Below are 26,104 nucleotides of genomic sequence, written 5' to 3' on the forward strand. Positions count from 1 at the left end.
AACCGCTCCATAGGAGCCAATCATGAAAATCGCTTCTCTAGTTGGACTCGGCGCGCTGTTAGCCGCCATGAGTGTAAGCAGCGCGTTTGCACAGACTTCGCGACCTTACGACCCGTCGGCGCCGCTAACGCGCGCCCAGGTGAAAGCCGATCTGGCCGCCTGGCGCGCCGCCGGCTACGATCCGCTCGACTGGATCGACTATCCGGACAACGCGCAACGCGCGGGCCGCATCGTCGCCGCGCGGCGGGCGCAGCAGATGAATGGGAGCACGGCGCAGTAATCAGTCTCATCCTGGCCTTGAAGCGGCAGGCCGGACTGCTCGCGACTGCAAAGGTCGCAGGCGGCGCCGGCCTTGGATACCCTGCACGTCCACGCATGAATCGCCTGCCGCGCTCTTTTCCCCTCCTGCGCCTTCTATCTGCATTTTTACGGCTGGCTTCTGGCCGAATCGTTTCAATTCACGCCGCCCCGCCAGGCTCCGCCTGTCCCCACGCCCCCGCAAGCCCGCCGTTTCCCGCCGCAACATCGTAAATTCGCTTGCCGCGCCGCCCCGCGCGCTGGCAAGGTATCATCTCGCCCCTTCGGCACAGCCCACAGTCACGCAAACTCACGCAAACCGGTGCGCCACCGCCAATCATGACTACAATCCGCCCGTAGGCTTCGCCGCTTGGTGCATCGGTGCCGTGTCGGACGGCAGAGTCGCCCGCTTATTCGCGACGCATTGCCCGTATCAACCACAAGAAACGCTTTTGAACAACAAGAGACCCGCCTCATGGACTCCATAAAACGATACTTCGGCTTCGAAGCCGCCGGCACCAACCTGCGCACCGAAGTGCTCGCCGGGCTGACCACCTTCCTGACGATGGCCTACATCATCTTCGTCAACCCGGCGATTCTCGGCGACGCCGGCATGCCGAAGGACGCGGTGTTCGTCGCGACCTGCATCGTGGCCGCGCTGGCCTCGGTGATCATGGGTCTCTACGCCAACTACCCGATCGCGCTCGCACCCGGTATGGGTCTGAATGCGTACTTCGCGTACACCGTCGTGAAAGGCATGGGCTTCACGTGGCAAGCCGCGCTCGGCGCGGTGTTCATCTCCGGCTGCCTGTTCCTGATCGTCACGCTGTTTCGCGTGCGAGAGGTGATCGTCAACGGGATTCCGCATTCCATACGCATTGCCATCACCGGCGGTATCGGCCTCTTTCTCGCGATCATTTCGCTGAAGTCGGCCGGTGTGGTGGTCGGCAATCCGGCCACGCTCGTCACGCTCGGCGATCTGCACAACGCGCACGTGATCCTCGCGGTGATTGGCTTCTTCGCGATCGTCACACTCGACTATCTGCGGGTGCGCGGTTCGATCCTGATCGGCATTGTCGGCGTGACGGTGCTGAGCTTTTTCTTCGGCGGCAATCAGTTTCACGGCATCGTCTCCGCGCCGCCGTCGATTGCACCGACGCTGTTCCAGCTCGACATTCGCGGCGCGCTCTCCGGCGGCGTGCTGAACGTGATTCTGGTGTTCTTCCTCGTCGAACTGTTCGACGCGACGGGCACGCTGATGGGCGTGGCCAATCGCGCCGGGCTGCTGGTCGAGGGCAAGATGTTCCGGCTGAACCGCGCTCTGCTCGCCGACAGCACGGCGATTCTGGCCGGCTCGATGCTGGGCACCTCGTCGACCACGGCGTATATCGAAAGCGCCTCGGGCGTGCAGGCCGGCGGCCGCACGGGTGTGACGGCGATCACCGTCGCCGTGCTGTTTCTCGCAGCGCTGTTTTTTGCGCCGCTGGCGGGCGTGGTGCCCGGCTACGCGACGGCGCCGGCCCTGTTGTACGTGTCCTGCCTGATGCTGCGCGAAATGCTCGATCTGCCGTGGGACGACGCCACCGAAGTCGTGCCGGCCGCCCTGACCGCACTGTTGATGCCGTTCACCTACTCGATCGCCAATGGCGTCGCGTTCGGCTTCATCTCGTATGCCGGTCTGAAACTGCTGACCGGCCAGGCGCGCAAAGTGAAACTGGTGGTGTGGATCATCGCGGCGATTTTCCTGTTCCGCTATTTCTACCTCGGCAGCGAATAAGCTGCGGCGGCAATTAACGTGAAGGCACGGGAGTGAAAGCGCAGGACAACACGTGACATGCCGTGGCATGACATTGCGAAGCGTTGCGCGATGCTGCAACGCGCAACGCGCATCGCTTCGCAGCCTGACTGAAAGCACTGAGGCATCGTCGCTGCGTCCGGTCACGGTTCAGTCTGGATCAACAATCATTTGATTGAGGGTGCCCGTTCTGGTTGGGCACCCTTTATCATCTGATGATTGATAAAAAACAACCAACCGGTCACGGGAGTTCCCTGCATGTCCTACAGCCACAGCCGCACCACGGACCGTTATACGTCGCCCGCCATCTTCTTCCACTGGGCGATCTTTCTGCTGATCGCGCTCGCTTATCTGGCAATCGAAATCCGCGGACCGAAAGGCTCGGACAGCAGGGTCTTCTGGAGCAACGTGCATTTCTGCGCCGGTACCCTCGTGCTGGGACTGGCGGTCCTGCGCGTGCTATGGCGTCTGTGGGCCGGCGCGCCTGCGGAAGTCGAAGGTAATCGCCTGCTCGCCTTCCTGGCGCGCGCCGCGCATCTCGCCCTGTACATCTTTATCTTCGCGCAGCCGCTGCTGGGCATGCTGTTGGTCAATACCGGCGGGCATCCGGTCACGCTGGCCTGGATCAACTTCAGCTTCACGCTGGTCGGCGCGGATCCGCTTGCGCGGCCATTGCTCAAGACAGCACATGAGTGGCTCGGCAATGCGTTTTACTGGGTGATCGGATTACACGCGCTCGCGGCGATTGCGCATCACGTGGTGTTCAAGGATCGGACGCTGCGGCGGATGGTTTGATCGGCTTCCAGTCTCCGGCGCATGCGGCATTGGCGCTTGCCTTCGCGGTATCTGGAACTTACAGCCGCGCGAGTGCAGACCTGGGCGGCGCGAACGGCCGCGGCCAGTTGTGGACCCGTTGAGGTGCGGACGCCGCGCCTGGGTTTGCGTCTCGTGTTGCTCTTGCGCGGCTGGTTCTGCTTTTCTGCTGTGCCCGCTCGTTGGGCTTACGTTTGGGCTGACTTCGTGGCCTGTTTTCGGGCTGACACCCGGCAGGCGCGGATTCGCTCAGTTGCGCCAGTTCGCTTCATAGAAGCGCACGTAGCCGCTCCTCAGCACCAGACATTGCGCCCGCGTTTCCGATAGCAGACGCCTCGTGGCCGCTTCGATGCGGGCCCGGTGCGCGTCGAATGCGCCGACCATGTCCTCCAGACGTGGCGATGCGGCGCCAAAGTGATCTTCCAGCGCCTCAGCGGTGATCATGCACTCCACCCTTTGCCCATCAACCATCGCCGGGAACGCCAAGGTAAGTTCGCGACCTGAATATTCAGGAGTTTCGTTCGGGAATAGTATCTGCATGGGTGTTCACCTTAAAGGTTGGGTGCTGCGCATGGGTCGATTGGTACTGCGCACGCTGGTTAACACTGGTCGCACCTGCAGCGCTTTTTCCTCCTTGTCGAATGCTGGTGGCGCGGGTCCGTCACCCCATAGTTTCGCGAGCGCCGTACTTCGCGCCCCGCGGAGGTGATTTGATTCACTGTAGACGAGTTCGGCCGCTGCGCAAGTTTTCCTTTTTGTTTGCTTGATTTTGGTGCCTGACGTGGTCTTTTGAGGCGCTTTTTCTCTCTCGCGCGACCCGGTTTTATTCGTGCTGCGCGGCTTTCGCCAGGGGCCGGTTTCGTCCTGTAATATCGGTGTTCGGCCGCAGACGCGTATGTTGCACTGCGGAACGCAACGGCGGGCAACGCACCCGTCGGATCCGATAACCGGAGACATGCATTGGTCCATCGTTCTGCCACGCCACCCATCATCGGTCGGCCAGATGTCATCGCGCAAGCTCATGCCCGCTCGCTCGAAGTCGGCCTGCGAGCGTCGGAAACGCCGGACTTTCATCCGCTGCGCCGCCCCGCCCTGCGTGAACTCGTCGAACGCAACCAGTCGCTCTATACCCACGCGCTCCCTGTCATGGAGACGCTGCACGCGCAGATCGTCGACACGCAAAGCATGGTGCTGCTCACCGACAATCACGGCGTGATTCTCCACAGTCTCGGTGACAGCGACTTTGTCGAAAAAGCCAATCGCGTCGCGTTGTGCCCGGGCGTGTCATGGGCCGAAGCGGATCGCGGCACCAACGCGATCGGCACCGCCCTGATCGACGGGCAGCCGACCGTCGTGCATGCCGGCGAGCACTTCCTGCACGCGAACCGGATTCTCACCTGTTCGTGCGCGCCCATCGCCGATCCGTTCGGGCGCACTATCGGCGCACTCGACGTCAGTGGCGACACGCGCGGCTTCCACAAGCACACGCTTGCGCTTGTACGGATGTCGGCGCAGATGATCGAAAATCATCTGTTCTCCAATCAATTCGTCGACGCCATTCGCATTCACTTTCACGCGCGCGCGGAATTTATCGGCACGCTGTATGAAGGGCTCGCGGCGTTCGCGCCGGACGGCACATTCCTGTCCGCGAATCGCAGCGCACTGTTTCAATTCGGGCAGCCGCTTGGCGAGCTGTTACGGCAACCGTTCGACGCACTGTTCGGGGTCACCTTTGCCAGAGTGTTGCAGCAGGTCGCCCGCGCGCCAGGCGAAAGTATCGAGCTGACGCTGCCGAGCGGCGTGCGCGTAGTCGCACGCGGCGAATTTGCTGCGCCACGTTATGTCGGTTCATCAGAAGGCTTTGCTGACGCAGCGCGTACGGCCACGTCCAACGGCGCGCGTGCTGCGGCCCAGCCCTGCGAGATGGCACCGCTCGCCACTCTCGAAACGCTCGATACCGGCGATGCAACGGTCGCGGCGATCCTGCGAAGAGTCGCCAAGCTGCGCGGACGCGATATTCCCATTCTCGTGCTCGGCAAAACCGGCACCGGCAAGGAATGGCTCGCCCGCGCCATCCATCACGATTCGCCGCGGCGGGCCGCGCCCTTCGTCGCGCTGAATTGCGCGTCGTTGCCCGACACGCTGATCGAGGCGGAGTTGTTCGGCTACGAAGACGGCGCGTTCACCGGCGCAAAGAAACGCGGCAGCGTCGGCAAGATCGTGCAGGCCGATGGCGGTACGCTTTTTCTCGACGAAATCGGCGACATGCCGCTCACCCAGCAAGTGCGCCTGATGCGCGTGTTGCAGGAGCGCACCGTCGTGCCGCTCGGCGGCACGCGGGCGATTCCGGTCGATCTGCGCATTGTCTGCGCAACTCACCGCAACCTGCGCGCGATGATCGAAGCCGGCACCTTCCGCGAAGACCTGTATTACCGGATCAACGGCCTCGTCGTCACCCTGCCGGCGCTGCGTGAGCGCAGCGATCTGGCGGCGCTCGTCGAGCGCATGCTGGCATTGCAGCCGGATGGCGAGCGGTTACCGCCTCGCGTGTCCGATGAGGTGCTGGAGCGCTTTGCGCAATGCCGCTGGCCAGGCAATCTGCGGCAATTGGCTAACGTGCTGCGCACCGCCAGCATCATGGCCGAAGGCGCGCAGCAGATCGAACTCGAGGATTTGCCGGACGATTTTCTGCAGGATTGTGGGGATGCGGCGGTCGACGAAAGCGCCCAACCTCCAGTGGCGCTTTCGAGCAACGGCGATGGCTGTGGCGAGCGCGAAAAACCGGCCGCGCCTACGAATGCGTCGCCCGCGCGGATGGAAGATTGGCAGACTACGTTGATTGCACAAACGCTCGCTCGACTCGACGGTAACGTGTCCGCAGCGGCACGCGAGTTGGGGCTTGCGCGAAATACGGTGTATCGGTATCTGCGGCGTGGGAACACGACGCATTGAAACGGCGAAGATGCCTGCGAGTTCGGTGGCGTGCTGTGAGCACTCTGTGCAGCGTGTAAAGTGTGGCGCAATCCGTCACCGATTCACACGATGTCCGACTCCACCCGCCCACCCCTCGTTCGCGTCGAGCCACTTGGCCAAAGCTTCGAAGCGCCCGATTCGCTGACGATCCTCGAGGCCGCCGGCTTTGCGAATCTGCGTCTGCCGCGCTCGTGTCGCAACGGCACATGCCGCACCTGCCTATGCAAAATGACGGCGGGACGCGTGCGCTACACGATCGAATGGCCGGGTCTCAGCCGGGAAGAAAAAGCGGAAGGCTACATCCTGCCGTGTGTGGCGATCGCGGAAGCCGACGTGGTGATCGAGGCTCCGGACGCGGTCGAAATATAGCAGCGCGAGGACTGCGCCTCGCGCTGCCCGCATTGCATTCAGCCTTACCGACCGTTGCCCATCGCCCGGGCGATTTTCTTGTCGGTGTTGTACTGACTCAGTGCATACACCGACCAGATCGCAGCCGGAATCCAGCCGATCAGTGTGATCTGCAGAATCAGGCAGATGATTCCGGCAAAAGGCCGGCCGATCGTGAAGAACTGAAACCACGGCAGAATGATGGCAAGCAAAAGACGCATTCAGATTTCCTGTTTGTATTGACCTGGCGGCACACGTTCTTCGAGTGCAATCGTGATGACGATAACGACTGCCTGAACGAGGCAGCCTAGTTGATCGGTGCGAAGCGCGGCACCTTGATACCTTCGACTTCGACCAGCTCGAAAAACACCGAAGCCGGACGGGTCCAGATCGTACCATTGCTGGCTTTGTAGACGATCATCGTGATCGTCGGATCGGACTCCAGCGTGGCCTCGCAAACCAGCTCGTAAATGCCGCCTTTGTAGTGTCGATAACGCACCATTCAACTACTCCTGTCCCGATCAACGGAATCTTTTATAAACGGGCCGACGTCCTCCGAAGCAGAGCACGTGGTTTTATTGCGGCTGTCATTGTAAACCTGTGCTGGACCCCGAAAGATCACTGATGCAGGCTTACGCTATCGCCAACACTTGCAGAGAAACCTTCGCCCGCGCATTTCGCCGCGTGCCCAGCCAGTGGCATGGGCATGCGCTCAATCTTTTGACGTGACACCAATGAGGACAATGATGACTCTCGCGATCGCAACCGCCACCTCGGACGCAGATTCACCCAACTATGTCGTCAAAATCGATGCGGGCACACACAGCCTGCTCGGTGATGAAGGGCCGCGCGAAGGGGGACAGGATAGCGGCCCGGCCCCCTTCGAATTCGTCCTCTCGGGTCTCGCGGCATGCACCGCAGCAACGCTCAGGATGTACATGCAGAAGAAAGCATGGCCGGGCGGCCGGATCAAGGTCGACACGCAATTGCACGTCGAGCGCGACGGCGGTCAATATATTCGGCGCACTGTATCCGTCGATGGGCCTCTCGACGATAGCCAGCGCAAGCGCCTTGGCGAAATCTGCGAGAAGACGCCGGTCACCCTGTTCATCAAACGGGGAACACGAATCGACACGACGATGCAGTGGTGAGGCGGCCCACGATCTTTCCGTTTTTTTTGAAAATGATTCAAAAGACACGCCAATTATCAAAAAACGCTCCAGCTCGCACAATGCGTCACGTCCTCAGAACAGTCCGGCGTTCAGCATCGAGTCGATGCTGTTGACCGGCGACCTGAGATGACGCACGCAACGCAAATGCAGGCTCACCCCGCAGCAAGGAGCAGAACATGTTTGTCTATCGCGGCTCGACCGCCCTGATTACCGGAGCCTCAAAAGGACTTGGCAAGGTCTTTGCGGAGACGCTGGCCGCACGCGGCATGAACCTTGTGCTGGTCGCCCGCTCTGCTGACACATTGCAGGCTCTGGCGGAAGGACTTTCCGCCAGACACGGCGTGCAAACCGTTGCGCTGAATATCGACTTGAGCCATCCCGACGCCGCCCTCCAGATCGGCGAGGAACTCGAGCGCCGCGGCATTCAGGTCGATCTGCTCGTCAACAATGCCGGGCTAGGTCTGACCGGTAGTTTCCTCTCGCACGATCCGACGAAAGAGCAGTCGCAGATTCAGGTCAACGTTCAGGCGCTCGTCGCTCTCAGTCATCGGTTTGGCAGCGGCATGGCGAAACGCGGCAGGGGCGGCATCATCAACCTCGCGTCCAACGCGAGCTTTCAGCCCCTCCCGCATATGGCCACTTACGCGGCGACCAAGGCTTTCGTCCTTTTCTTCAGCGAGGCGCTGCAATTCGAACTCGTCGGCACGGGCGTGCATGTGATGGCGGCCTGTCCGGGACCTACGGCAACGAGCTTCTTCGACGGGGTGTCGACCAATGTGTCGCCGAAAGACATGGACAGCTCGGAGTCCGTCGTTCAGGAAACGCTCAAGGCCTTCGACAAAAGAAAGGCGGTTGCGTATCCGGGGCGGACCAGCGTGCGAGCCGCGACCTTGCTGTCACGCTTGCTTCCCAGGGGGCTCGTGGTCCGTGTCGCCGCCATGGCGAGCAGCAAAATGGGACTGCATAGCTGAACGCAGTGATTCTTCCAGCGGTGCGGCCACAATCTCCCGGGCGCATCGGCACACTGATCAGCTTGATCATCGGCTCACTGCCGGGTCCGGCGCTGGGCAGCGCCAGCCCACTGCGATCTGAAGAACCGTCAGCCGCCCTCTTTCATCTGCTTCAGAATCTTATAGACGGTGGCGCGCCCCATCGTCAACACAGCGGCCACATAGTTCGCCGAACTGCGGCCGCGAAACGCGCCCTGCGCATGCAGCGCCTCGACGATTTCCCGCTTGTGTTCGCGCGTGAGTGCATTGATGCCGATTTGCCGCTCGCGCAGCCAGGTGTGCAGGAACGTGTTGATGCGGTCCTGCCAGTCATCCCGGAACAGCTCTTCCGCGGGCGCGTCTGTCAGATTGCCGCCCTTGATGAACAGATCTAGCGTGGAGCGCACATCTTCAAACACCGCGATGTTGAAGTTGACGCACAGCATGCCGGCCGGCTTGCCCTCGTCGTCGAACAGGATGCTGCTCACGCAGCGCATGCGACGGCCGTCCCAGTTGAGCTTCTCGTACGGCCCGATCGTCCGGCCGCGCGCCGCGTAGTGGACTTCATCGAGTACCGAAGGGCCACCGACTTCGAGCTTCGACAGGTTGTTCACGAGATACGCGATGGTCTGATCACGCAGGTCGTGAATCACGACTTCGGCACACGGATAGAACAAGGCCGCAATGCCGTCTGCGATGGGTGCGTAGCGGTCCAGCAGCAGGTCTTTCACAGGAGAGACGGTTGTCTTGCGCATTGAGAAATCGCAGTGTTCCAGGGAGGCGGCGCCGCTTTAGCCTGATTGAGCAAAAAGGGACGCCGAGGTTATGGCCGGCAGCCGAGGCAAGCACAACAACGCCGGACAGCCGCGCGCTGCAACTCGCCATTGTAACGACCCCAATCGCCAGCGACGACCGCGACGGCACGGCGCCAGCGCAGCGGCTTTTTTATTGCGGGGCCGCATCGCGCGCGGGGCCTTGATGGGCGCTCGACGACATGCAGCTGCCTTGTTCCGGTTGTTGCATCCGCACCCGCCGATTTTTGTTCGCTTGGCGGGCGATTTTTTTTCGTGCGATAAAAGAACCAACTATTTCACGGAGCAACAGATGGCTACGCTCGAAGCGTTTCGCGCCGTGCTCGATGACGAAGGCACGCCCGAAATCATCCGCAATCACATCATCGATTCACTGCAATACACGCTGCGCAATCACGGGCAGATTTTTACCTCGAAGGAAGTCGAATGGCTCGCCGGCTGGGATGATGCGCGCATCCCGCTCGCCGCTTCACGCGAGCTGCAAAAGCGCGTCGCCGAAACCACCCGCTGAAGCTCGCCCGCCTTCACCCTCGCGGCGCGGTCTCATACACGGCGTGCCGCTCATGCCCCGGCGCTCCGTTCGCGGCAGCCCTTTTTCGCCCAAAGCCCCGCCGGCTGGGCGGTTTGCCCGCGCGCGGAACTTTTTGCTATCCAATTAGCCCCATTTAGTGCATCATATTGGAATAGCTGTATTCCGCATCCGCACTATCGGGAATGCAGCGCGGGAATACAAGCGGCAGTACCAAGCACAGTATCAATCGGCGTCTCCGCACCACCCCCGACTGTTCGACCGCTGCCTGTCAGCGATCCCGTCACTCCGGCAATGCGCCGCCTGCATTCGCCGTCGCGAGTTGTGCAGCTGAGTGGTTCATTTACGCGCCCGATGTCTGCGCGACATCAGCGTGTTTCTTCTCCATCGAATCCGCGATTTTGCGCGGCCGCGCTCATGCCCTTGCCATCGGGCCTGTGCCAACCTTTTTCCATGGCGGCGCGCCCCAAGGTGCTGCGCTGCCGGGTCTGTCGTGCCGCGCGTAACACGCGTGACACGGCGGCCACGTAATACAGGACACGTGCTTCATGAATTCAGTTGTCAAGACGTACAAGGGTTACGAAATTCACCCGCTCGTCTATCCGCGCCGCCCGGCGGACGGTCAGACGGGCCGCAATCCGGACGCAGGTTACGACGCGTCGGTGCGCATCTGCCGCGTGGGCGCCAATCCGGCAGCCGACGGGCGTGTGTTCCGTCTGCAGTATCTGTTTCCGTTCGACGGCACGGGCAAGGCGCGCATTGCGTGCATGGCCCACGCCGAGCAATTGATCGACGGCCGTGTAGACGGCCAGTCCGTCGCCGATCTTTGAGCGGTACTATCAGCGAATCCGCTGGTGCCGCAGCAGTTGGCCTGAAAGCCAACTGTCAACCGTATCAGATGTTGCGCCAGGCTTAACCGCGCGGCCAACACCCACTTATCCCATCGACCAGGAGTTATGCATGGCGAAAGAAGAACTGCTTGAACTTGACGGTATCGTCGACGAAGTACTTCCGGACAGTCGTTACCGCGTGACGCTCGACAACGGCGTCGTGGTTGGCGCTTACGCGTCCGGGCGCATGCGCAAGAATCACATCCGTATTCTCGCGGGCGACCGCGTGACGCTGGAACTGTCGGTTTACGATCTGACCAAAGGCCGGATCAATTTCCGTCACAAAGACGAACGCGCCACCGGTGGCGGCGGCGCACGCAATACCCAATTCCGTCGCCGTTAAGGCTGGCGGCACGCTGACCGCTTCCTGAGTTGTTTCATGACCGGTCCGGGCGTGGTCAATTGTTGCTATCTGGTTGTTCGCGAAGCCTTTCGCGCGCCTTCTCCGGCTTGATTCGTTGACTCGAGCCTGAGCGGCGCGCCGCGGCGTCGCATGGGTTACGCGCTTTGCAGCACGCCTGGCGCCTCGACCCGTCCTGCCGCAGTCGGGTGTCTCGCACCCTTGCGCAGTTTCCGTTGCTTCCTTTTCATACCCCGAACACCGCACCGAGATCCTCTCCGGCGGCGCTTTTGCGCACCTGTTCGACCACCCGCTCCTCCAGCTCCGACAGATGCTCGCGCATCGCCGCCAGGGCCGCATGCAGGTCGCCCGCATCGAGCGCTTCGATGATCTGCATATGCTCGTCCGCGGAGCAGGCCGAACCCTTCGACGGGTCGAACAAGGCCTTGTATAACTCGGTCTTTGCGACGAGTTGCCCAACCAGTCCGAGCAATTCCGTCCCGCCCGCCAGTTCCGTCAACAGCACATGAAACTGGCCTGCGAGCCGCACGGATTCTTCGACTGCGCCGGCGTGTGACGCCTTCTCTTCGCTGCGCACATGGGCGCGCAGGCGGCGCTTGTGAGCCGCACTCAAATTCCCGCATAAAGCCGCCACGATGCCCGCCTCGACAATCTGCCGGGCGCGATACACCTGACGAATGTCTTCTTCCGATGGCGACGGCACGAACGCGCCGCGATTCGCCTCGAGCACCAGCTTGCCCTCGAAACCCAGCCGCGCGAGCACCTTGCGCAACGCACCGCGCGTACAACCGAACGCCGCGGCGAGATCGCGCTCGACCAGTTGCGCGCCCGGCCGCAGACGACCTTGCAGCAATGCCACGGTAATCGACGCATAAATGCGCTCTTCGACGCTGATCGAGTCGTCTTCGGTCGCGCTGCGGATGGGTGTGCCGGCGTTGGCGGACGGCGTACGCGAGGAACGGGAGACCATGGGTTCAGTAATGGAGAACAGAGCGATATCGCCCGGCATTGTAGCGACGCGGGGTGGCTAGCGCCATTTGCGGGCGCTCGGACTTATACCGGGCATCAGGAAAATGGTTAACCATGTAATGTTACTATGGTTAACCAAAATAGTCGCGCACGGTCTTTTTTCACCCTGCTCGCGCCTCGTCATCCGCCTTGCCGCCGCTGGTCGCGCAGCGCCCCGCAGCGTCCTCTTCCCGCTTGCAAGGTGTCGCCCACTCTCGCATTCAGGTCCATTGTGAACTCGCACTCCAGCGCAAGCCCGATCCCAGCCCATGCCAACGCCGTATCCCACGCGCTCACGTGGCGAGACGCGCTATGGCTGGGCGCGATTGTCGTGATCGGCATCAATCTTCGGCCCTTGCTGACGTCGATCAGCCCCTTGATGACGACGATCCGCGACGCAACCGGGTTGAGTTTTTACGGCGCGTCGCTGTTGACCAGCCTGCCGGTCGTCGCGATGGGCATCGGCGCATTCGGCGCGGGCGCGCTAACCCGGTCGATCGGCGAAACGCGCGGCGTTGCGCTCGGTTTGCTGGCGATCGCGCTTGCCTGCGGCGACCGCTGGTCGACCGCCGGCGGCGCTGCGCTTCTTGCGACGGCGGCGCTCGCGGGCGTCGGTGTCGCGGCGATTCAGGCGCTGCTGCCCGCCGTCCTGAAGCAGCGTTTCCCTGCACGCGTGCCGCTTGCGATGGGGGTTTTCTCGGCATCGATCATGGGTGGCGGCGGCCTCGGGGCACGCTTGAGTCCGTGGGTGAGCGCAGCGATGGGGTCGTGGCATGCAGGGCTCGCGGTATGGGCGATTCCCGCTCTCGTGGCCCTGCTGTGCTGGCTGGGGTTGAACCGCGGACCTTCGCACGGCCCTGCGGCACAACCCGCTCCGGCAAACGCAATCGCTTTTTCGCTCTGGCGCAAGCGGCGCGCGTGGACGCTTGGCTTGTACTTCGGGATCGTTAACGGCGGGTACACGACGCTCGTCGCGTGGTTGCCGGCGTTCTATCAACAGCATGGCGCGAGTGCCGCGGAGAGCGGTTCGCTCCTTGCCGGCATGACGGTGTTTCAGGCCGCCGCGGCCTTACTGCTGCCTCTTGCTGCCGCACCGTTCCGGGATCGACGCCCGTGGCTGATCCTCGGATTGTCGGCGCAACTGGTCGGCCTGCTTGGCTTGATCTTCTGGCCCGATGACGCGCCGCTGGTGTGGGTCGGCATTGCCGGCGCCGGGCTTGGCGGGACCTTCTCGCTGACGCTCGTTACCGCTATGGATCATTCGGCACACCACAGCGTGGCCGGAAAGCTTGTCGCGTTTACGCAAGGTGTCGGCTTCGTTGTAGCGGCTATTACGCCCGTTTTTGCCGGCATGGTCCGGGGCTGGACTGGCGGGTTCGGCGCCGCCTGGATCATGCTGGCCGGCAGCGTTGCCGCCATGATCGTCGTGAGTGTCTTCTTTTCGCCCCGCAGTTACGCGAAATGGAACTGATGCGTTGGCATGCTGCGTGTACGCGCGTCGACGGCCTTACACGGCAGGTAAATTATCTGACCGAAAAATAGAAAGCCCTGATTGTTTATATTAATCAGGCTATTTATTCTCTTCATCAAGCTATCTATAGCGTTCAAACATAAGAACCTGACCGGCTGACTAACAGCCGCAGAAGGTCGCGTACCAGGCAGCCGTCACCAACGGTCATTAGTTAGGAATCTTAACTCGGTACAAAAAAACAACCTGTGCCGGCTGGCCAAATGACGACCTATGGCTTTGGCACCGCTGATGACCGCAGTACGACTACTTCACAAAAACAGGGGCAATCATTTCTGTATGTCGTACCGGGAATAAAACCGTGAATCAAAAGACAGATGAGAGCGTGCGGAACGACTCTCGTAGAACAACCGCCTCCATTAGCGCGCTGCGGTCCAAAGCCGGAGCGCGCTATGCGTTGGCATGCGCTGCCTGTATTTCGCTTTCGCTGGTACTCGTAGCATGTGGCGGAAGCAACGCCAGCGACGCGACTTCCGAAGCTAAGGAGCCAGTCGCTGCTGCGGCAAACGCCGCCAACTCAAACACCGTTCCACTGCAAACAGCGCTGAAGATGAATACGACCAGCCTGTCGCCAGATGTGTCCAGCGACCGCTTCATCATCAAGTACAAAACCGGCACCGCCGAGCGCGGAGCAGCATCGGCGGTGCAATCAAAACTTAACCGGCTGGCGAATGCTTTCCCGTCGAAGGCGCGCCACATGCGCCGCATGGGCATCGGCGCTGACGTGGTGACAACGGAGCGCAAGCTGACGGCGAAGGAGGCGAAAGCATTCATGCGCGCCATCGCATCGGACCCTAACGTCGAATTTGTCGAACCGGATACGGAAATGTCGACAACCATGGTTCCGAACGATCCGGAGTATTTCAGGCAGTGGAGTTTGGCCTCGAACCTGAAGCCCACAACCCCCTACCCGGGAATACGGGCCGAGGGCGCGTGGGATATTGCTAGCGGTTCGGGGGCCGTGATCGCGATGGTGGATAACGGCGTAACGAGTCATAGCGACCTGGATGCCAATATCCTGCCTGGGTACGATTTCACCGCGTATAACCGGGGCGGCAATGGCAGCAATCCGGGAATCACAACAGAGACGTGCTCGGTCCAGTGGCACGGCACGCATGTCGCGGGCATCATGGCCGCGCCCGCCAATAACGGCCTGGGTATCGCCGGCATTGCTTCTGCTGCAAAGGTCGTCCCGGTCCGGGTGCTGAACGGGTGCGGCAAAGGCTATACGTCCGATATCGCCGACGGCATCGTATGGGCCGCTGGCGGGAGTGTTCCGGGCGTCCCCGCCAACGCCCACCCGGCCAGGATCATCAATGTGAGCCTCGGCGGTAGCGGATTCTGCGAAACGACATTTCAGAACGCGATCGACTATGCAGTCAGTCAGGGGGCTGTGGTCGCCGCGGCGGCGGGCAACGATCAGGCCAGCGCAACAAATTTTGAGCCCGCTAACTGCCGCAACGTCATCAATGTCGGCGGTAGCAATCGCTATGGTGCGAGGTGGATCGGTTCAAACTTCGGCGCAGGGGTCGATATCGCTGCGCCGGCCGACTCGATCTGGTCCACCTACAACAGCGGAACAACTGCGCCGGGGGCCGAAGCGTATGCCTTCATGAACGGCACTTCGATGGCGACACCGATGGTAAGCGCTGTGATCGCGCTCGCCCAGTCAGCCGCTCCCTCGCCCCTAAGCGCCGCTGAAATGCGAACCCTGCTCTCGCAGAATGCACAGCCCTTTCCCACCGGTCAGCCAGATCGACCGCTCGGGCAGGGCATTCTGGATGCGAACGCAACCGTCGTTGCAGCCAGGTCCGGAAAGATTCCAGCCGCGGCGGATTTCAAATGCTCTGAGCATACAGCGGTGATGCAGGTGTCATGTACCGACCTCTCTACTGCGAGGGGTGTGCCCATCAAGTCATGGTCCTGGAATTTCGGTGCCGGCGCCCCTGATTTCACGCGTACGCAATCAGTCAATCCGACCGTGAACTATGACTATCCTGGCATTTACGAAATCACACTGACCGTGACGGATAACACCGGGGCCATTAGCCGGCTGACGCGCCCATTCCAGGTCTTACCACCAGCTATTACGGATATCAGTCCCAATGCTCCGGCGACGTTTTCGGCTAACCCGGGCGATATGCGGTATTTCGCACTGGACGTTCCAGCGGGCGTGAAGAGCCTCACTTTTAGCCTGTCACCCGGCGCCAACGGCGAAACCGGAACGCTGTATCTCAGGGCCGGCACGCCTTCCTTGCTCCGCCCTGACTGCGGGAACGCCTGGACCAAAGGTGCGAATGCAATTTGCACGCTCTCCAACCCGGCGCCCGGGACTTACTACGGCATAGTGAGTGTCCCTAACTCAACCGTCAGGGGTGCTTCCATTCTGGCAACTTATACACAATAAGCCTCTGCCAACGGAATGACACTGTCCCCCTGCTGCGGATCGCAGGGGCGACTTCCCGCGCTCGACAAACTTGCCCCAGGACCTCCTGTCGATGTTCAGAATCCCCCGTTTCAATAACGATGACCCAGACGTCGACGCGCTCATCGCACGTGCAGACGTGCATTTTTCCGCGCGACGGATGACAGAGGCGATCGTCGCTTACCGGCAGGTGCTAAGCGTGCGTCCACGCGACGCTCACGCGCTGCACCGCGTGGGACTCGCTTGCGTTCATACGAACGACATGGAGCGAGCCCACGGCTACCTCGAGCAGGCACTGCACGCCGCCCCTGACCGGGCTGAACTATGGGAGCACGCGGGCCTGCTTGCAGCGTTGGCAGGCAAGCACGAATCGGCTGAAGCGTTCTATCGTCGCGCAATCAGCCTGGCTGGCAGTACGGCCAGTCTCCACAGAAACCTCGGCGACTGCCTGCGGCTATCCGGCCACATCACGGAGGCGATAACTCACTACGAGAAGTCGATTGAAATCGAACCGGGGCTGCATCACGCGATTCGCGCCCTGGCCCGCATCCATGCGCAACTCGGGCAGCTTGATAGCGCGGCGCATTACTGGCGCCGCGCATGGACACTCGAACCGGCCAGCCTGAACGATGGACTCGGCCTGATCGCCGTACTCGCAAAATCCGGCCGTATGCACGAGCTTGCCAATGCGATCACGCAGATAAGAATCCGCTTTGCCGGCGATGCCAACGCTCTAAAAGCGTTGGCCTTCGTACTGAACACAAGCGATCGCTTCAATGACGCGCTCAGTGTCGCCCGACAAGGTCTCGCCATCGATCCGCACCATCCGCTCCTGCATCACAACGCGGCACGCGCACTCAGCATATGCGGAAAAATCGCCGAAAGTCGGCCGCATAGTATGGAAGCAGCACGGCTTCTGCCGGATAACCCCCACATGCAATTCCATCTTGCGGGCGTGCTGCTTGGGCTCGGGGAATTCGAAGAAGGCTGGAAGCGGTACAGATGGTTCTACGATCTGCCGGACAGGCAAAACGAACAAGTCCGGCCCATCTTCCGCGAATGGAACGGGGAACCCGTTGCGGGTTGCCGGTTCCTGCTCGTTGGTGAACAGGGGCTCGGCGACGAAATACAGTTCATCAGATTTGCCGAATGGCTGCATCGCCAGCAGGCAACAGTTGATGTGCTGGTAAGCGGGCCGATAGCGGAATTGGCGATCAGCATGACGGGCGTGCATGCCGTATTCACAACGATGCCGTCCGGACCTTACGACTACTGGTGCTACATGCTAAGGATGCCGGAGCATATGAAACTCGATATATCGATGCTCCCCGTCGCTATGCCGTATCTGACGGCGCCACCCGATAAACCGCGCCAATGGCGGGCTCGTATCGATGCTATTTCATCGAGCAGAAGACATTCCAATAACAGACGCGTCGGCGTCGTTTGGGCAGGTAGCCCGAACCATGTTCTTGACCGTTACAGGTCAATCCGGCTCGATGCGCTAAGGCCCCTGTTTGGGCTTGCCGGGGTGACCTGGTATTCAGTGCAAAAAGGCAACCGCGAGCGTGAAAGCGAAAGCCTGGCGCATGAATACGACCTGCACACGTTGGGCCCTTCAATCAACGGTTTCACTGACACCCTGGCAATACTGCAAACGCTCGATCTTCTGATTACCGTCGACACGTCGGTCGCGCATCTTGCCGGTGCGGCCGGACTTCCCGTTTGGGTGCTGGTACCCGCCTACTCCGAGTGGCGATGGTTGACCAACAGAACCGATAGCCCATGGTATCCGTCAATGCGTCTATTCCGGCAGCAGGAACTGGGCAAGTGGGATCCCGTTGTCAATGAAGTGCGGGCCGCGTTGCAAGTGTGGCGTGACGCCCCGGCAGCCCGCCTTTGCGTTCATTAAAACAATGTTCATACCTCATGCGCCGCTTCGGTGCATGCCTTGTGCATGCCCCGTACGGGTGCAGCTCCTGTGGCTTACACTGTTTGTAAGCCCATGATTGCGTTGTCTTCATCGCAATCGTCTCGCACTGGCATACACGTTGCTTTAACAGTAGCCAGCCGTCGATAAACCACACCTCATGCTGCGCGTTCTCCTCGTAACCGATACCGACAAGCCGATAGGCGATCTGCGCGACGCCCTCGCACGACTCGGCTATGAGATGCTGGCCGGCACGGCGACGCCGCAAGCGCTCCACCGCGTGGTCCAGAGCGAGCGGCCCGACGTCATCATCATCGATACGGAATCGCCGTCGCGCGACACGCTCGAACAACTCGCGGTCATGAACGCCACCGCGCCACGTCCGGTGCTGATGTTCAGTCACGACGCGAATCAGCAATTGATCCGCGACGCGGTCGGCGCCGGGGTCACGGCCTACCTCGTCGAAGGGCTCGCCACGGAACGACTGGCGCCGATCCTCGAAGTCGCACTTGCACGATTCGCACAGGAATCGGAGTTGCGCGAACGCCTCGCGCAAGTCGAAAACGAACTCGCCGAACGCAAGCTGATCGATCGCGCCAAACGTCTGCTGATGGATCAACTGAAGATCACGGAACACGCCGCCTACGCCAACCTGCGCAAGCGCGCAATGAACCAGGGCGTCAAACTCGCCGAAGTCGCGCGCGCCGTCGTCGCGGCGGCCGACTCGCTCAAATGAAGCGCCGCACATGAACTCTTCCAGCTCCCTCGCCCCATCGTCCGCGCCTGTGCCGCTCGAGAAAACCCATTTGCGGCTCGGGTTCGTCGCACTAGCCGATGCCGCACCGCTCGTCGCCGCAAAGCTGCTCGAATTCGGCCACGCCCACGGACTGACGCTGGAGCTGTGCCGCCAGCCGTCATGGGCCGCCGTGCGCGACAAACTGCTGTCGGGCGATCTCGATGCGGCGCATGTGCTCTACGGTCTCGTGTACGGCGTGCAACTCGGGCTCGGCGGCCCGCAAACGGATATGGCCGTGCTGATGGTGCTCAATCGCAACGGCCAGGCGATCACGCTCTCGAATCGTCTCGCCGATGCATTAGCGGAACACGGCACCTTGCCCAAGGCTTTGGCGACGCTCGGACGCAAGCCGGTGTTCGCGCAGACCTTCCCCACCGGCACGCACGCAATGTGGCTGTACTACTGGCTCGCGTCGCAAGGCGTGCATCCGTTACGCGATATCGAGAGCGTCGCGATTCCGCCGCCGCAAATGGTCGCCGCGCTCGCGGAAGAAAGGCTCGATGGCTCCTGTGTCGGCGAGCCGTGGAATGCAATGGCAGAAGCGGAAGGCGTCGGCAGAACGGTCGCTTACACGAGCGAAGTGTGGCCCGATCATCCAGAAAAAGTGCTGGCGTGCCGACGCGATTTTGTCAGCGCGAATCCGAATACGGCGCGAGCGCTGGTGCAGACCATGCTCGAAGCGTGCCGCTGGCTCGACGGCGCGGGGCATCGCGAGGAGATTGCCCGCTGGCTCGCGCGGCCCGAATTTATCGGCATCGATGAAGCGTTGATTGCGGCGCGGCTCGGCAGCGAGATCGCGGCCTCAGCGCCGCGGGGCCTGCCCATGCGGTTCTTCGACAACGGCGCGGTGAATTATCCGCGAGCAACCGACGGTGCCTGGTTCCTCACGCAGTTCGAACGTTGGGGCATGATCGACCCACGCGCGGATTACGCGGAAATCGCGGCGCACATCAATCAGACGCAGTTGTATCGTGAGGCGGCAGCACGCGTCGGCGTCGTGGTGCCGGGTGATGAGCGCTCTCAAGTGCTGATCGACGGTAAGGTGTGGGGTAGCGACACGGCATCCATGGCTTACGCGCAGAGCTTCGAGATCCGCGCTTAGCGGTTGCGGTTGCGGTTGCAGCGTGATCGTCACGCGGACTTTAACGTCGGAAACAGCACGCTAACCACCAGCCCACCACCGGACGCATCGCTCAACGCAATCACCGCGCCATGCACACGCGCGATTTCCCGCACGATCGACAAACCCAACCCGCTGCCCTCGACCGTCTGCGTCGCTTCACTGCGATAGAACCGCTCGAACACCGCATCGCGTTCGCCGACGGCAATCCCCGGCCCGTTATCGATCACCTGCAGCAACGGTTGCTCACCTTCGCATGCAACGCGTACGGTAATTACCGCCCCATCGCCCGAATAACGAATCGCGTTGTCGATCAGATTGCCGACCAGTTCCGCCAGCAGATCGGTCTGGCCCATCACGTCGATACGCACGTCCTGTTCAAAACCGAGATCGATGCCACGCGAGCGCGCCACCGGCGACCAGTCGAGCGTCACGCTGCACGCCACTTTATGCAGCGGCACGGCGGCATGCTTGACCGTATAACCGCTGTCCGCATCGAGCCGCGAGAGCGACAGCAATTGCTGCACTATACGCACCGCCTGCTGCACCGCGCGATTCAGCCGCCGCAAATGCACGCCTTGCCGGCCATTACCGTTCGGGGGCTCATCACCACCATCGATATCGCGCAACGCCAGCTCCGACTCCGCCTGAATGACCGCAAGCGGCGTCTTCAACTGATGCGCGGCGTCGTTAAAGAATCGCCGGCGCGACAATTGCATCAACCGCGTGCGGCCGATGTACTGATTGATCGAATCGACCAGCGGCGCAACTTCACTCGGCAGGCCCACCGTATCGAGCGGCGTAGGATCGTCCTCGGCACGCGCGGCGACTTTGGCCGACAGGCGGTTCAGCGGCCGCAAGCCGCGCGCCACCCCCAGCCACACGATGCCTAGCGCGAGCACCACCAGCAGGAATTCCTGTTGCAGTGAGCCGATCAGAATCTCGCGCGCCAACGCCTGGCGCTGCTCGATCGTTTCGCCGACCCGCACCAGCACCACACGCGTCTGCGCTGACGGCACGTCGTGGACCGGCAATCTCAGCATGGCGATGCGTAACGGCCGTCCGCGAAACACGTCGTCGTAAAACTGCACACTGTAGGGCCCGGCAAGCGCCTTCGTGCCTGACGGCAGATCCGGATAACCGGTCACCACCCGGCCGCCCTCCTCGCGGATCTGATAGTAGATGTTGCCGCCGCCGTTGGATTCGAACATCTCCAGCGCGAGATACGGCAGATCGACTTCGATCTGAGCGTCGCGCAAACGGATGCCGTCGCGTATCGAACGCAGTGAAAACTCCAGCGTGCGATCGAAGGCCGCGTGCGCCGCGTTCATTGCACGTTGATACGTGAGCCATGCATCGAAGGCAAGCAGCAAAAGCAGCGGCAGCAGTAACCACAGCGCGACGCGAACGCGCAGATTCGGCCGCGTCATGCGTCTTTCGCTTCCAGCAGATAGCCAAGCCCACGCAGCGTCACGATGCCGACCGAACTGCGCTCGAGTTTCTTGCGCAGGCGGTGTACGTAGATTTCGATGGCATCGGCATTCACCGATTCATCGAGCCCAAAGATTTTCTCGGAGAGCGTGTCTTTGTTGATCGCGCGGCCGTTGCGCAGGATCAGCACTTCGAGCACCGAACGTTCGCGTGGCGTCAATGCGAGCGGCTCGCCATTGAGCGTGAAGCCGCGATCGACGCTGTCGTAAAGCAGCGTGCCGCATTGCGCATGCAGCGGTTCCTGGCCGTGACTGCGGCGCAGCAGCGCCCTCGCACGCGCTTCGAGTTCGGTGAGCGCAAAGGGCTTGGCGAGGTAATCGTCGGCGCCGAGATCGAGTCCGCGCACACGCTCTTCCACCGAACCGTGCGCGGTCAGCATCAACACCGGCACCGCATTGCGCCGCGCGCGCAGACGACGCAGCACTTCGAGGCCGTCGAGCTTCGGCAACCCGATATCGAGAATCACCAGCGCGTAGTCCTGCGTGCGCAAAACATGGTCGGCGGACTCGCCGTCGTGCATGCAATCGACGGTGAGTTTTGCGCTGGTCAGCGCATCGGTTAGCGAGCGGGAAAGAATCGGATTGTCTTCGACGAGCAGCACACGCATAAACAGAATCCCAGGGAAATCCATGAGGCGAATTCGACCATTGTGACGCATTTTCCTCGAAAACTGAAAGCATTCAGAAAGCACGCGTCTCTTACCATTCGCCTACACAAAACAAACACAATGTTTTCTGGAGGAAGACGTGCAAATCTCTTTGAAGTATCTCGCCGTAGCCGTTGCATTCGCCGCAAACTCAGCATGGGCGGCCTTTCCGGCCGGTTATCCCGGCGACTACCAGGCCACCGTTGACGGGGCAAAGAAGGAAGGCAAGCTGATCGTGTATTCGGTCACGGACACCGCTCTCGTGCGCCCACTCATCAAGGATTTTGAAAGCTTGTATGGCATCAAGGTCGAATACAACGACATGAACAGCACCGAGCTATACAACCGCTACATCAGCGAAAACGCGGCCAGCAGCACCAGCGCCGACGTCCTGTGGAGTTCGGCAATGGACCTGCAGGTCAAGCTCGTCAACGACGGTCTGATGGCGAGTTACGAATCGCCTGAAGCGAAGCAGTTGCCGCAATGGGCGCAGTACCAGAAGCAGGCGTATGGCACCACGTACGAGCCGCTTGCGATCGTCTACAACAAGCGCCTTCTGCCGCCAAGCGAAGTGCCACAAACCCGTGCCGATCTGATCAAGCTGCTCCAAAGCAAGCCCGATCAGTTCAAGGGCAAGGTCACGACTTACGACATCGAAAAGTCCGGCGTCGGCTTCAACTATCTGACGCAAGACGCGCGCGTCAATCCGCAAGTCACGTGGGACCTCGTGAAAGCAATGGGCGCCACCGGCCCGAAACTGCAATCGAGTACCGGCGCGATGATGGAGCGTATTTCCTCGGGTGAAAACCTGATCGGCTACAACATTCTCGGCTCCTACGCGCTCACCAAAGCGAAGAAAGACCCGTCGATCGGCTACGTCTATCCGAAGGACTACACGCTGGTAGTGAGCCGCCTCGTGACGATTTCGAAGAAGGCGCAAAGCCCGAACGCCGCGAAGCTCTGGGTCGATTACCTGCTGTCGCAACGCGGCCAGACCTTGCTCGCGAACCAGGCGAGCCTGTTCTCGATTCGTGCGGACGTCGACGGCGAAACGTCGATGGCAGGTCTCACGAAACAACTCGGCGATTCGCTCAAGCCGATCCCGATCGGTTCGGGCCTGCTGGTCTACCTCGACCAGTCCAAGCGGCTTGAATTCCTCAAGCAATGGCAACAGTCGATCAAGCGCTAAGCCTCGGCTGACTTGACGGCGTCTGCGCTGAAACGCGCGGGCGCCGCGCCTTCCTTCATTACCTGTCGATATGCGGCTTTCACGCTGCAGGGGGACACTCATGCTTTCCACTAGCGCAACCGGACACCGCGATGCCCCACCTTTCGCGGCCGACGGCGGCACGATAGGCGCACTGCCGCGCGGCGGTCTGCAGCCGTTTGCGGGGCTGCTGCGCTGGCTCGTCATCGCGGTGCTGACCGTCGCGGTGGCGCTGCCGCTCGGCTTCATTCTGTTCCAGAGCGTGCTGAACGCGCCGTTCTTCGACGCCAAACGCACGCTCGGTCTTGCCGGTTTCGAATTCATTTTCAGCGACCCCGACTTCTGGTCCGCGCTGAAGAACTCTTTCATCATCGCGGCCGGGATGCTGTTCATCTCGATCCCGCTCGGCGGCATTCTCGCGTTCCTGATGGTGCGCACCGACCTGCCCGGCCGCCGCTGGCTTGAACCGCTGCTGCTCACCCCCGTATTCGTTTCGCCGATGGTGCTCGCATTCGGCTATGTCGTCGCGGCCGGTCCGGTCGGCTTCTATTCAGTCTGGTGGAAGGAACTGTTCGGCACCGCCGAGGCGCCATGGAGCGTGTACTCGATTCTCGCCATCACGGTGATCGTTGGACTCACACACGTGCCGCACGTGTACCTGTATTCGTCGGCGGCACTGCGCAATCTCGGCTCGGATGTCGAAGAAGCAGCGCGCGTCGCCGGTGCGCGACCGTTCCGTGTCGCGCTCGACGTCAGTCTGCCGATGACGCTGCCAGCATTGTTATTCGCCGGCGTGCTGGTGTTCTTCCTCGGCTTCGAAGTGTTCGGCCTGCCACTCGTACTCGGCGACCCCGAAGGACACCTCGTGCTGGCGACGTATCTGTACAAGCTCACCAACAAGCTCGGCGTGCCCTCGTATCACCTGATGGCCGCCGTCGCCGTGTGCATCGTCGCGATCACGTTCCCGCTCGTGCTGCTGCAACGACGCTTGCTGAAGAGCGCGAACCGCTTTGTCACGGTCAAGGGTAAGGCGGGGCGTCAGACCGTGCTGCCGCTCGGCGCATGGCGTTGGGTTGCGCTGGCGATCGTCGCGCTGTGGCTACTGCTCACGGTGTTCGTGCCGCTCTCCGGCATCACGCTGCGCGCGTTCGTCACCAACTGGGGCGAAGGCGTGAACCTCGCCGAAGTGCTGACGCTCGCCAACTTCACCGAACTGTTCGAACAGGACAACCTGGTCCGCGCAATTCTCAATACGCTGGGCATCGGTGTGATCGGTGGCGCGCTTGCAGTGGGCTTCTATTCGCTGGTCGCATTTGCCGGCCATCGCCGCAACGACTGGGCCACGCGCCTGCTCGACTACCTCGTGCTGCTGCCGCGCGCCGTGCCCGGCCTGCTCGCCGGTCTCGCGTTCCTGTGGATCTTCCTCTTCGTGCCCGGCCTGAAGGAACTGAAGAACTCCATGTGGAGCATCTGGATCGCGTACACGGTCGTGTGGCTCGCGTACGGCATGCGCCTGATTCAAAGCGCGCTGCTGCAAGTCGGCCCCGAACTCGAAGAAGCGGGACGCAGCGTCGGCGGCACGCGGGCACGCGTCAGTCTCGATGTGACGCTGCCGCTTGTGCGTTTCGGTTTGCTCGCGGCATGGCTCCTGATCTTCATGATCTTCGAGCGCGAATACTCGACCGCGGTCTATCTGCTCTCGCCCGGCACGGAAGTGATCGGCGCGCTACTGGTATCGCTGTGGGCGACCGGCGCGGTCGATCAGGTCGCGGCGCTTTCTGTCGTCAACATCGCGATGGTCGGCGTCGGACTCGGCGTCGCCCTGCGCTTCGGAGTGAAATTGCATGGATAAGCTCTCGGTCGACAACCTGTTTCTCAGCTATGGCGACAACCCGATCCTGAAAGGCGTGTCGTTCGAACTTAACCCCGGCGAAGTGGTGTGCCTACTGGGCGCATCGGGCAGCGGCAAGACCACCCTGCTGCGCGCGGTCGCGGGGCTGGAGCAGCCCTCCTCGGGCCGTATCGAACTGGACGGCAAGGTGTTTTTCGACGGTGCTTCCAAAGTCGATCTGCCGGTCGAACAACGCTCACTTGGGCTGGTGTTTCAGTCGTACGCGCTGTGGCCGCATCGCACGGTGGCGGACAACGTCGGCTATGGATTGAAGTTGCGGCGCGTATCGAGCGCTGAGCAAAAAAAACGCGTGCAGGCTGCACTCGATCAACTCGGCCTCGGCCACCTCGCCGCGCGTTATCCGTACCAGCTTTCCGGCGGCCAGCAACAGCGTGTGGCGATTGCGCGGGCGCTGGTCTACAACCCACCCGTCATTCTGCTCGACGAACCGCTGTCGAATCTCGACGCCAAGCTGCGCGAAGAAGCGCGCGCCTGGCTGCGCGAGCTGATCGTATCGCTCGGCCTGTCCGCATTGTGCGTCACGCACGACCAGACCGAAGCGATGGCAATGTCGGACCGCATCCTGCTATTGCGCAACGGCCGCATCGAACAGGAAGGCACGCCCGCCGAACTCTATGGCGCGCCCCGCTCGCTCTATACCGCCGAATTCATGGGCAGCAATAACCGCATCGACGCGCGCGTTGCCGCGGTCGACGGCGAACGCGTGACGCTGACCGGCGACGGCTGGCAATTGCAAGCCCAGGCGCGCGAAGCGCTCACCACCGGGCAAAACGCGCAGGCCGTGATTCGCCTCGAACGCGTGCAGGTTGCCGATGGCCCAGGTGCAAACCGCCTCGAAGCGGAACTCATCACGTCGATGTATCTCGGCGACCGCTGGGAATACCTGTTCCATTGCGGCGATCTGCGCCTGCGCGCCTTCGGCCATGTGCCGCGCGCAGCCGGCCGTCACTGGATCGAATTCCCCGCCAACGACTGCTGGGCGTTCGCACAGGCGAGCTGAAGCGAGTTCAAACGTGCTGATGGACC

Annotated in this window: 25 protein-coding genes; 18 read left to right on the forward strand and 7 right to left on the reverse strand. The window is 61.6% G+C overall.

Annotated features, from left to right (window positions below; translation table 11 throughout):
- The first annotated feature begins 22 nt into the window (after positions 1-22).
- The 3 genes from M0D67_RS28000 to M0D67_RS28010 all read left to right on the forward strand — a co-directional run bounded on the left by M0D67_RS28000 (position 23) and on the right by M0D67_RS28010 (position 2,887).
- Positions 23-280, forward strand: a complete 258-nt coding sequence (locus M0D67_RS28000) for a DUF4148 domain-containing protein (protein ID WP_154567470.1) — start codon at positions 23-25, stop codon at positions 278-280.
- 492 nt (positions 281-772) lie between these two features.
- The gene (locus M0D67_RS28005) at positions 773-2,074 is read left to right on the forward strand and encodes an NCS2 family permease (RefSeq protein WP_266240552.1); all 1,302 of its coding nucleotides are present in this window, start codon (positions 773-775) and stop codon (positions 2,072-2,074) included.
- A 276-nt stretch (positions 2,075-2,350) separates the two neighbouring features.
- Positions 2,351-2,887 (forward strand): cytochrome b, encoded by a 537-nt coding sequence (locus M0D67_RS28010; RefSeq protein WP_154567863.1) that lies wholly within the window; start codon positions 2,351-2,353, stop codon positions 2,885-2,887.
- A gap of 267 nt (positions 2,888-3,154) precedes the next feature.
- On the opposite strand, the gene M0D67_RS28015 is transcribed toward M0D67_RS28010, so the two are convergent.
- Positions 3,155-3,445 (reverse strand): DUF1488 domain-containing protein, encoded by a 291-nt coding sequence (locus M0D67_RS28015; RefSeq protein WP_028194698.1) that lies wholly within the window; start codon positions 3,443-3,445, stop codon positions 3,155-3,157.
- Between the two features lie 420 nt (positions 3,446-3,865).
- Here M0D67_RS28015 and M0D67_RS28020 point away from each other — a divergent pair, with 420 nt between their 5' ends.
- Positions 3,866-5,857: a sigma-54-dependent Fis family transcriptional regulator gene (locus M0D67_RS28020; RefSeq protein WP_266240553.1), complete on the forward strand. Its 1,992-nt coding sequence runs from the start codon at positions 3,866-3,868 to the stop codon at positions 5,855-5,857.
- Positions 5,858-5,947: 90 nt separating this feature from the next.
- Complete coding sequence (locus M0D67_RS28025) at positions 5,948-6,247, forward strand: 2Fe-2S iron-sulfur cluster-binding protein (RefSeq protein WP_266240554.1); 300 nt, start codon at positions 5,948-5,950, stop codon at positions 6,245-6,247.
- Positions 6,248-6,291: 44 nt separating this feature from the next.
- Here M0D67_RS28025 and M0D67_RS28030 read toward each other — a convergent pair whose 3' ends face one another.
- Both M0D67_RS28030 and M0D67_RS28035 read right to left on the reverse strand, forming a co-directional pair.
- The gene (locus M0D67_RS28030; RefSeq protein WP_028194701.1) at positions 6,292-6,486 is read right to left on the reverse strand and encodes a YqaE/Pmp3 family membrane protein; all 195 of its coding nucleotides are present in this window, start codon (positions 6,484-6,486) and stop codon (positions 6,292-6,294) included.
- An 86-nt stretch (positions 6,487-6,572) separates the two neighbouring features.
- Complete coding sequence (locus M0D67_RS28035) at positions 6,573-6,767, reverse strand: DUF1653 domain-containing protein (protein ID WP_171928767.1); 195 nt, start codon at positions 6,765-6,767, stop codon at positions 6,573-6,575.
- A gap of 244 nt (positions 6,768-7,011) precedes the next feature.
- Between M0D67_RS28035 and M0D67_RS28040 the strand changes: the two genes are divergently transcribed.
- Both M0D67_RS28040 and M0D67_RS28045 read left to right on the forward strand, forming a co-directional pair.
- The gene (locus tag M0D67_RS28040; RefSeq protein ID WP_171928768.1) at positions 7,012-7,416 is read left to right on the forward strand and encodes an OsmC family protein; all 405 of its coding nucleotides are present in this window, start codon (positions 7,012-7,014) and stop codon (positions 7,414-7,416) included.
- Positions 7,417-7,613: 197 nt separating this feature from the next.
- Positions 7,614-8,408 carry an SDR family oxidoreductase gene (locus M0D67_RS28045; RefSeq protein ID WP_266240555.1) on the forward strand — a complete coding sequence of 265 codons (795 nt, stop codon included), beginning with the start codon at positions 7,614-7,616 and terminating at the stop codon, positions 8,406-8,408.
- Positions 8,409-8,536: 128 nt separating this feature from the next.
- Here M0D67_RS28045 and M0D67_RS28050 read toward each other — a convergent pair whose 3' ends face one another.
- Positions 8,537-9,181 (reverse strand): transcriptional regulator, encoded by a 645-nt coding sequence (locus tag M0D67_RS28050; RefSeq protein ID WP_266240556.1) that lies wholly within the window; start codon positions 9,179-9,181, stop codon positions 8,537-8,539.
- Positions 9,182-9,530: 349 nt separating this feature from the next.
- Between M0D67_RS28050 and M0D67_RS28055 the strand changes: the two genes are divergently transcribed.
- From M0D67_RS28055 to infA, 3 genes are all read left to right on the forward strand, one after another.
- Complete coding sequence (locus tag M0D67_RS28055; protein WP_028194708.1) at positions 9,531-9,749, forward strand: hypothetical protein; 219 nt, start codon at positions 9,531-9,533, stop codon at positions 9,747-9,749.
- A 566-nt stretch (positions 9,750-10,315) separates the two neighbouring features.
- Positions 10,316-10,597, forward strand: coding sequence for a hypothetical protein (locus M0D67_RS28060; RefSeq protein WP_093635985.1), 282 nt, complete (start codon positions 10,316-10,318; stop codon positions 10,595-10,597).
- A gap of 130 nt (positions 10,598-10,727) precedes the next feature.
- Positions 10,728-11,000 (forward strand): translation initiation factor IF-1, encoded by a 273-nt coding sequence (infA, locus tag M0D67_RS28065; protein WP_012427521.1) that lies wholly within the window; start codon positions 10,728-10,730, stop codon positions 10,998-11,000.
- A gap of 244 nt (positions 11,001-11,244) precedes the next feature.
- Here the strand turns inward: infA and M0D67_RS28070 are convergent, their stop codons facing one another.
- Complete coding sequence (locus M0D67_RS28070; RefSeq protein ID WP_171928770.1) at positions 11,245-11,988, reverse strand: GntR family transcriptional regulator; 744 nt, start codon at positions 11,986-11,988, stop codon at positions 11,245-11,247.
- Between the two features lie 270 nt (positions 11,989-12,258).
- On the opposite strand from M0D67_RS28070, the gene M0D67_RS28075 reads away from it, so the two are divergent.
- The 5 genes from M0D67_RS28075 (at position 12,259) to M0D67_RS28095 (ending at position 19,804) form a co-directional block, all read left to right on the forward strand.
- Positions 12,259-13,497 (forward strand): cyanate transporter, encoded by a 1,239-nt coding sequence (locus M0D67_RS28075; RefSeq protein WP_266240557.1) that lies wholly within the window; start codon positions 12,259-12,261, stop codon positions 13,495-13,497.
- Between the two features lie 607 nt (positions 13,498-14,104).
- On the forward strand, positions 14,105-15,961 hold the full coding sequence (locus M0D67_RS28080; protein WP_266240558.1) for a S8 family serine peptidase: 1,857 nt from the start codon (positions 14,105-14,107) through the stop codon (positions 15,959-15,961).
- A 91-nt stretch (positions 15,962-16,052) separates the two neighbouring features.
- On the forward strand, positions 16,053-17,888 hold the full coding sequence (locus M0D67_RS28085; protein WP_266240559.1) for a tetratricopeptide repeat protein: 1,836 nt from the start codon (positions 16,053-16,055) through the stop codon (positions 17,886-17,888).
- A gap of 178 nt (positions 17,889-18,066) precedes the next feature.
- Positions 18,067-18,642, forward strand: a complete 576-nt coding sequence (locus M0D67_RS28090; protein WP_054036012.1) for an ANTAR domain-containing response regulator — start codon at positions 18,067-18,069, stop codon at positions 18,640-18,642.
- Positions 18,643-18,652: 10 nt separating this feature from the next.
- Positions 18,653-19,804 carry a CmpA/NrtA family ABC transporter substrate-binding protein gene (locus tag M0D67_RS28095; RefSeq protein WP_171928774.1) on the forward strand — a complete coding sequence of 384 codons (1,152 nt, stop codon included), beginning with the start codon at positions 18,653-18,655 and terminating at the stop codon, positions 19,802-19,804.
- Between the two features lie 29 nt (positions 19,805-19,833).
- Here M0D67_RS28095 and M0D67_RS28100 read toward each other — a convergent pair whose 3' ends face one another.
- Both M0D67_RS28100 and M0D67_RS28105 read right to left on the reverse strand, forming a co-directional pair.
- Positions 19,834-21,252 (reverse strand): sensor histidine kinase, encoded by a 1,419-nt coding sequence (locus M0D67_RS28100; RefSeq protein WP_171928775.1) that lies wholly within the window; start codon positions 21,250-21,252, stop codon positions 19,834-19,836.
- On the reverse strand, positions 21,249-21,920 hold the full coding sequence (locus tag M0D67_RS28105) for a response regulator (protein WP_093635997.1): 672 nt from the start codon (positions 21,918-21,920) through the stop codon (positions 21,249-21,251). The genes M0D67_RS28100 and M0D67_RS28105 overlap by 4 nt, the downstream gene beginning before the upstream one ends.
- A 139-nt stretch (positions 21,921-22,059) precedes the next feature.
- On the opposite strand from M0D67_RS28105, the gene M0D67_RS28110 reads away from it, so the two are divergent.
- The 3 genes from M0D67_RS28110 to M0D67_RS28120 all read left to right on the forward strand — a co-directional run bounded on the left by M0D67_RS28110 (position 22,060) and on the right by M0D67_RS28120 (position 26,078).
- Entirely contained in the window at positions 22,060-23,148 is a 1,089-nt protein-coding gene (locus M0D67_RS28110) for an ABC transporter substrate-binding protein (protein ID WP_171928776.1), read from the forward strand.
- Between the two features lie 100 nt (positions 23,149-23,248).
- A complete protein-coding gene (locus M0D67_RS28115; protein WP_171928777.1) occupies positions 23,249-25,018 on the forward strand; it encodes an iron ABC transporter permease in 1,770 nt (589 codons plus the stop codon).
- On the forward strand, positions 25,011-26,078 hold the full coding sequence (locus M0D67_RS28120) for an ABC transporter ATP-binding protein (protein ID WP_154558435.1): 1,068 nt from the start codon (positions 25,011-25,013) through the stop codon (positions 26,076-26,078). Before M0D67_RS28115 ends, M0D67_RS28120 begins: the two co-directional genes overlap by 8 nt.
- Positions 26,079-26,104: the final 26 nt, after the last annotated feature.

The sequence above is a fragment of the Paraburkholderia sp. SECH4 genome, from assembly GCF_030511745.1.
Taxonomy (GTDB): Bacteria; Pseudomonadota; Gammaproteobacteria; order Burkholderiales; family Burkholderiaceae; genus Paraburkholderia; species Paraburkholderia madseniana.

Bases quoted from the DNA above. Each gene is read 5' to 3' on its own strand.
- M0D67_RS28000 (WP_154567470.1), top strand. From the start codon at position 23: ATGAAAATCGCTTCTCTAGTTGGACTCGGCGCGCTGTTAGCCGCCATG.
- M0D67_RS28005 (WP_266240552.1), top strand. From the start codon at position 773: ATGGACTCCATAAAACGATACTTCGGCTTCGAAGCCGCCGGCACCAAC.
- M0D67_RS28010 (WP_154567863.1), top strand. From the start codon at position 2,351: ATGTCCTACAGCCACAGCCGCACCACGGACCGTTATACGTCGCCCGCC.
- M0D67_RS28015 (WP_028194698.1), bottom strand. From the start codon at position 3,445: ATGCAGATACTATTCCCGAACGAAACTCCTGAATATTCAGGTCGCGAA.
- M0D67_RS28025 (WP_266240554.1), top strand. From the start codon at position 5,948: ATGTCCGACTCCACCCGCCCACCCCTCGTTCGCGTCGAGCCACTTGGC.
- M0D67_RS28030 (WP_028194701.1), bottom strand. From the start codon at position 6,486: ATGCGTCTTTTGCTTGCCATCATTCTGCCGTGGTTTCAGTTCTTCACG.
- M0D67_RS28035 (WP_171928767.1), bottom strand. From the start codon at position 6,767: ATGGTGCGTTATCGACACTACAAAGGCGGCATTTACGAGCTGGTTTGC.
- M0D67_RS28040 (WP_171928768.1), top strand. From the start codon at position 7,012: ATGACTCTCGCGATCGCAACCGCCACCTCGGACGCAGATTCACCCAAC.
- M0D67_RS28045 (WP_266240555.1), top strand. From the start codon at position 7,614: ATGTTTGTCTATCGCGGCTCGACCGCCCTGATTACCGGAGCCTCAAAA.
- M0D67_RS28050 (WP_266240556.1), bottom strand. From the start codon at position 9,181: ATGCGCAAGACAACCGTCTCTCCTGTGAAAGACCTGCTGCTGGACCGC.
- M0D67_RS28055 (WP_028194708.1), top strand. From the start codon at position 9,531: ATGGCTACGCTCGAAGCGTTTCGCGCCGTGCTCGATGACGAAGGCACG.
- M0D67_RS28060 (WP_093635985.1), top strand. From the start codon at position 10,316: ATGAATTCAGTTGTCAAGACGTACAAGGGTTACGAAATTCACCCGCTC.
- infA (WP_012427521.1), top strand. From the start codon at position 10,728: ATGGCGAAAGAAGAACTGCTTGAACTTGACGGTATCGTCGACGAAGTA.
- M0D67_RS28070 (WP_171928770.1), bottom strand. From the start codon at position 11,988: ATGGTCTCCCGTTCCTCGCGTACGCCGTCCGCCAACGCCGGCACACCC.
- M0D67_RS28080 (WP_266240558.1), top strand. From the start codon at position 14,105: ATGAATACGACCAGCCTGTCGCCAGATGTGTCCAGCGACCGCTTCATC.
- M0D67_RS28085 (WP_266240559.1), top strand. From the start codon at position 16,053: ATGTTCAGAATCCCCCGTTTCAATAACGATGACCCAGACGTCGACGCG.
- M0D67_RS28090 (WP_054036012.1), top strand. From the start codon at position 18,067: ATGCTGCGCGTTCTCCTCGTAACCGATACCGACAAGCCGATAGGCGAT.
- M0D67_RS28095 (WP_171928774.1), top strand. From the start codon at position 18,653: ATGAACTCTTCCAGCTCCCTCGCCCCATCGTCCGCGCCTGTGCCGCTC.
- M0D67_RS28100 (WP_171928775.1), bottom strand. From the start codon at position 21,252: ATGACGCGGCCGAATCTGCGCGTTCGCGTCGCGCTGTGGTTACTGCTG.
- M0D67_RS28105 (WP_093635997.1), bottom strand. From the start codon at position 21,920: ATGCGTGTGCTGCTCGTCGAAGACAATCCGATTCTTTCCCGCTCGCTA.
- M0D67_RS28115 (WP_171928777.1), top strand. From the start codon at position 23,249: ATGCTTTCCACTAGCGCAACCGGACACCGCGATGCCCCACCTTTCGCG.
- M0D67_RS28120 (WP_154558435.1), top strand. From the start codon at position 25,011: ATGGATAAGCTCTCGGTCGACAACCTGTTTCTCAGCTATGGCGACAAC.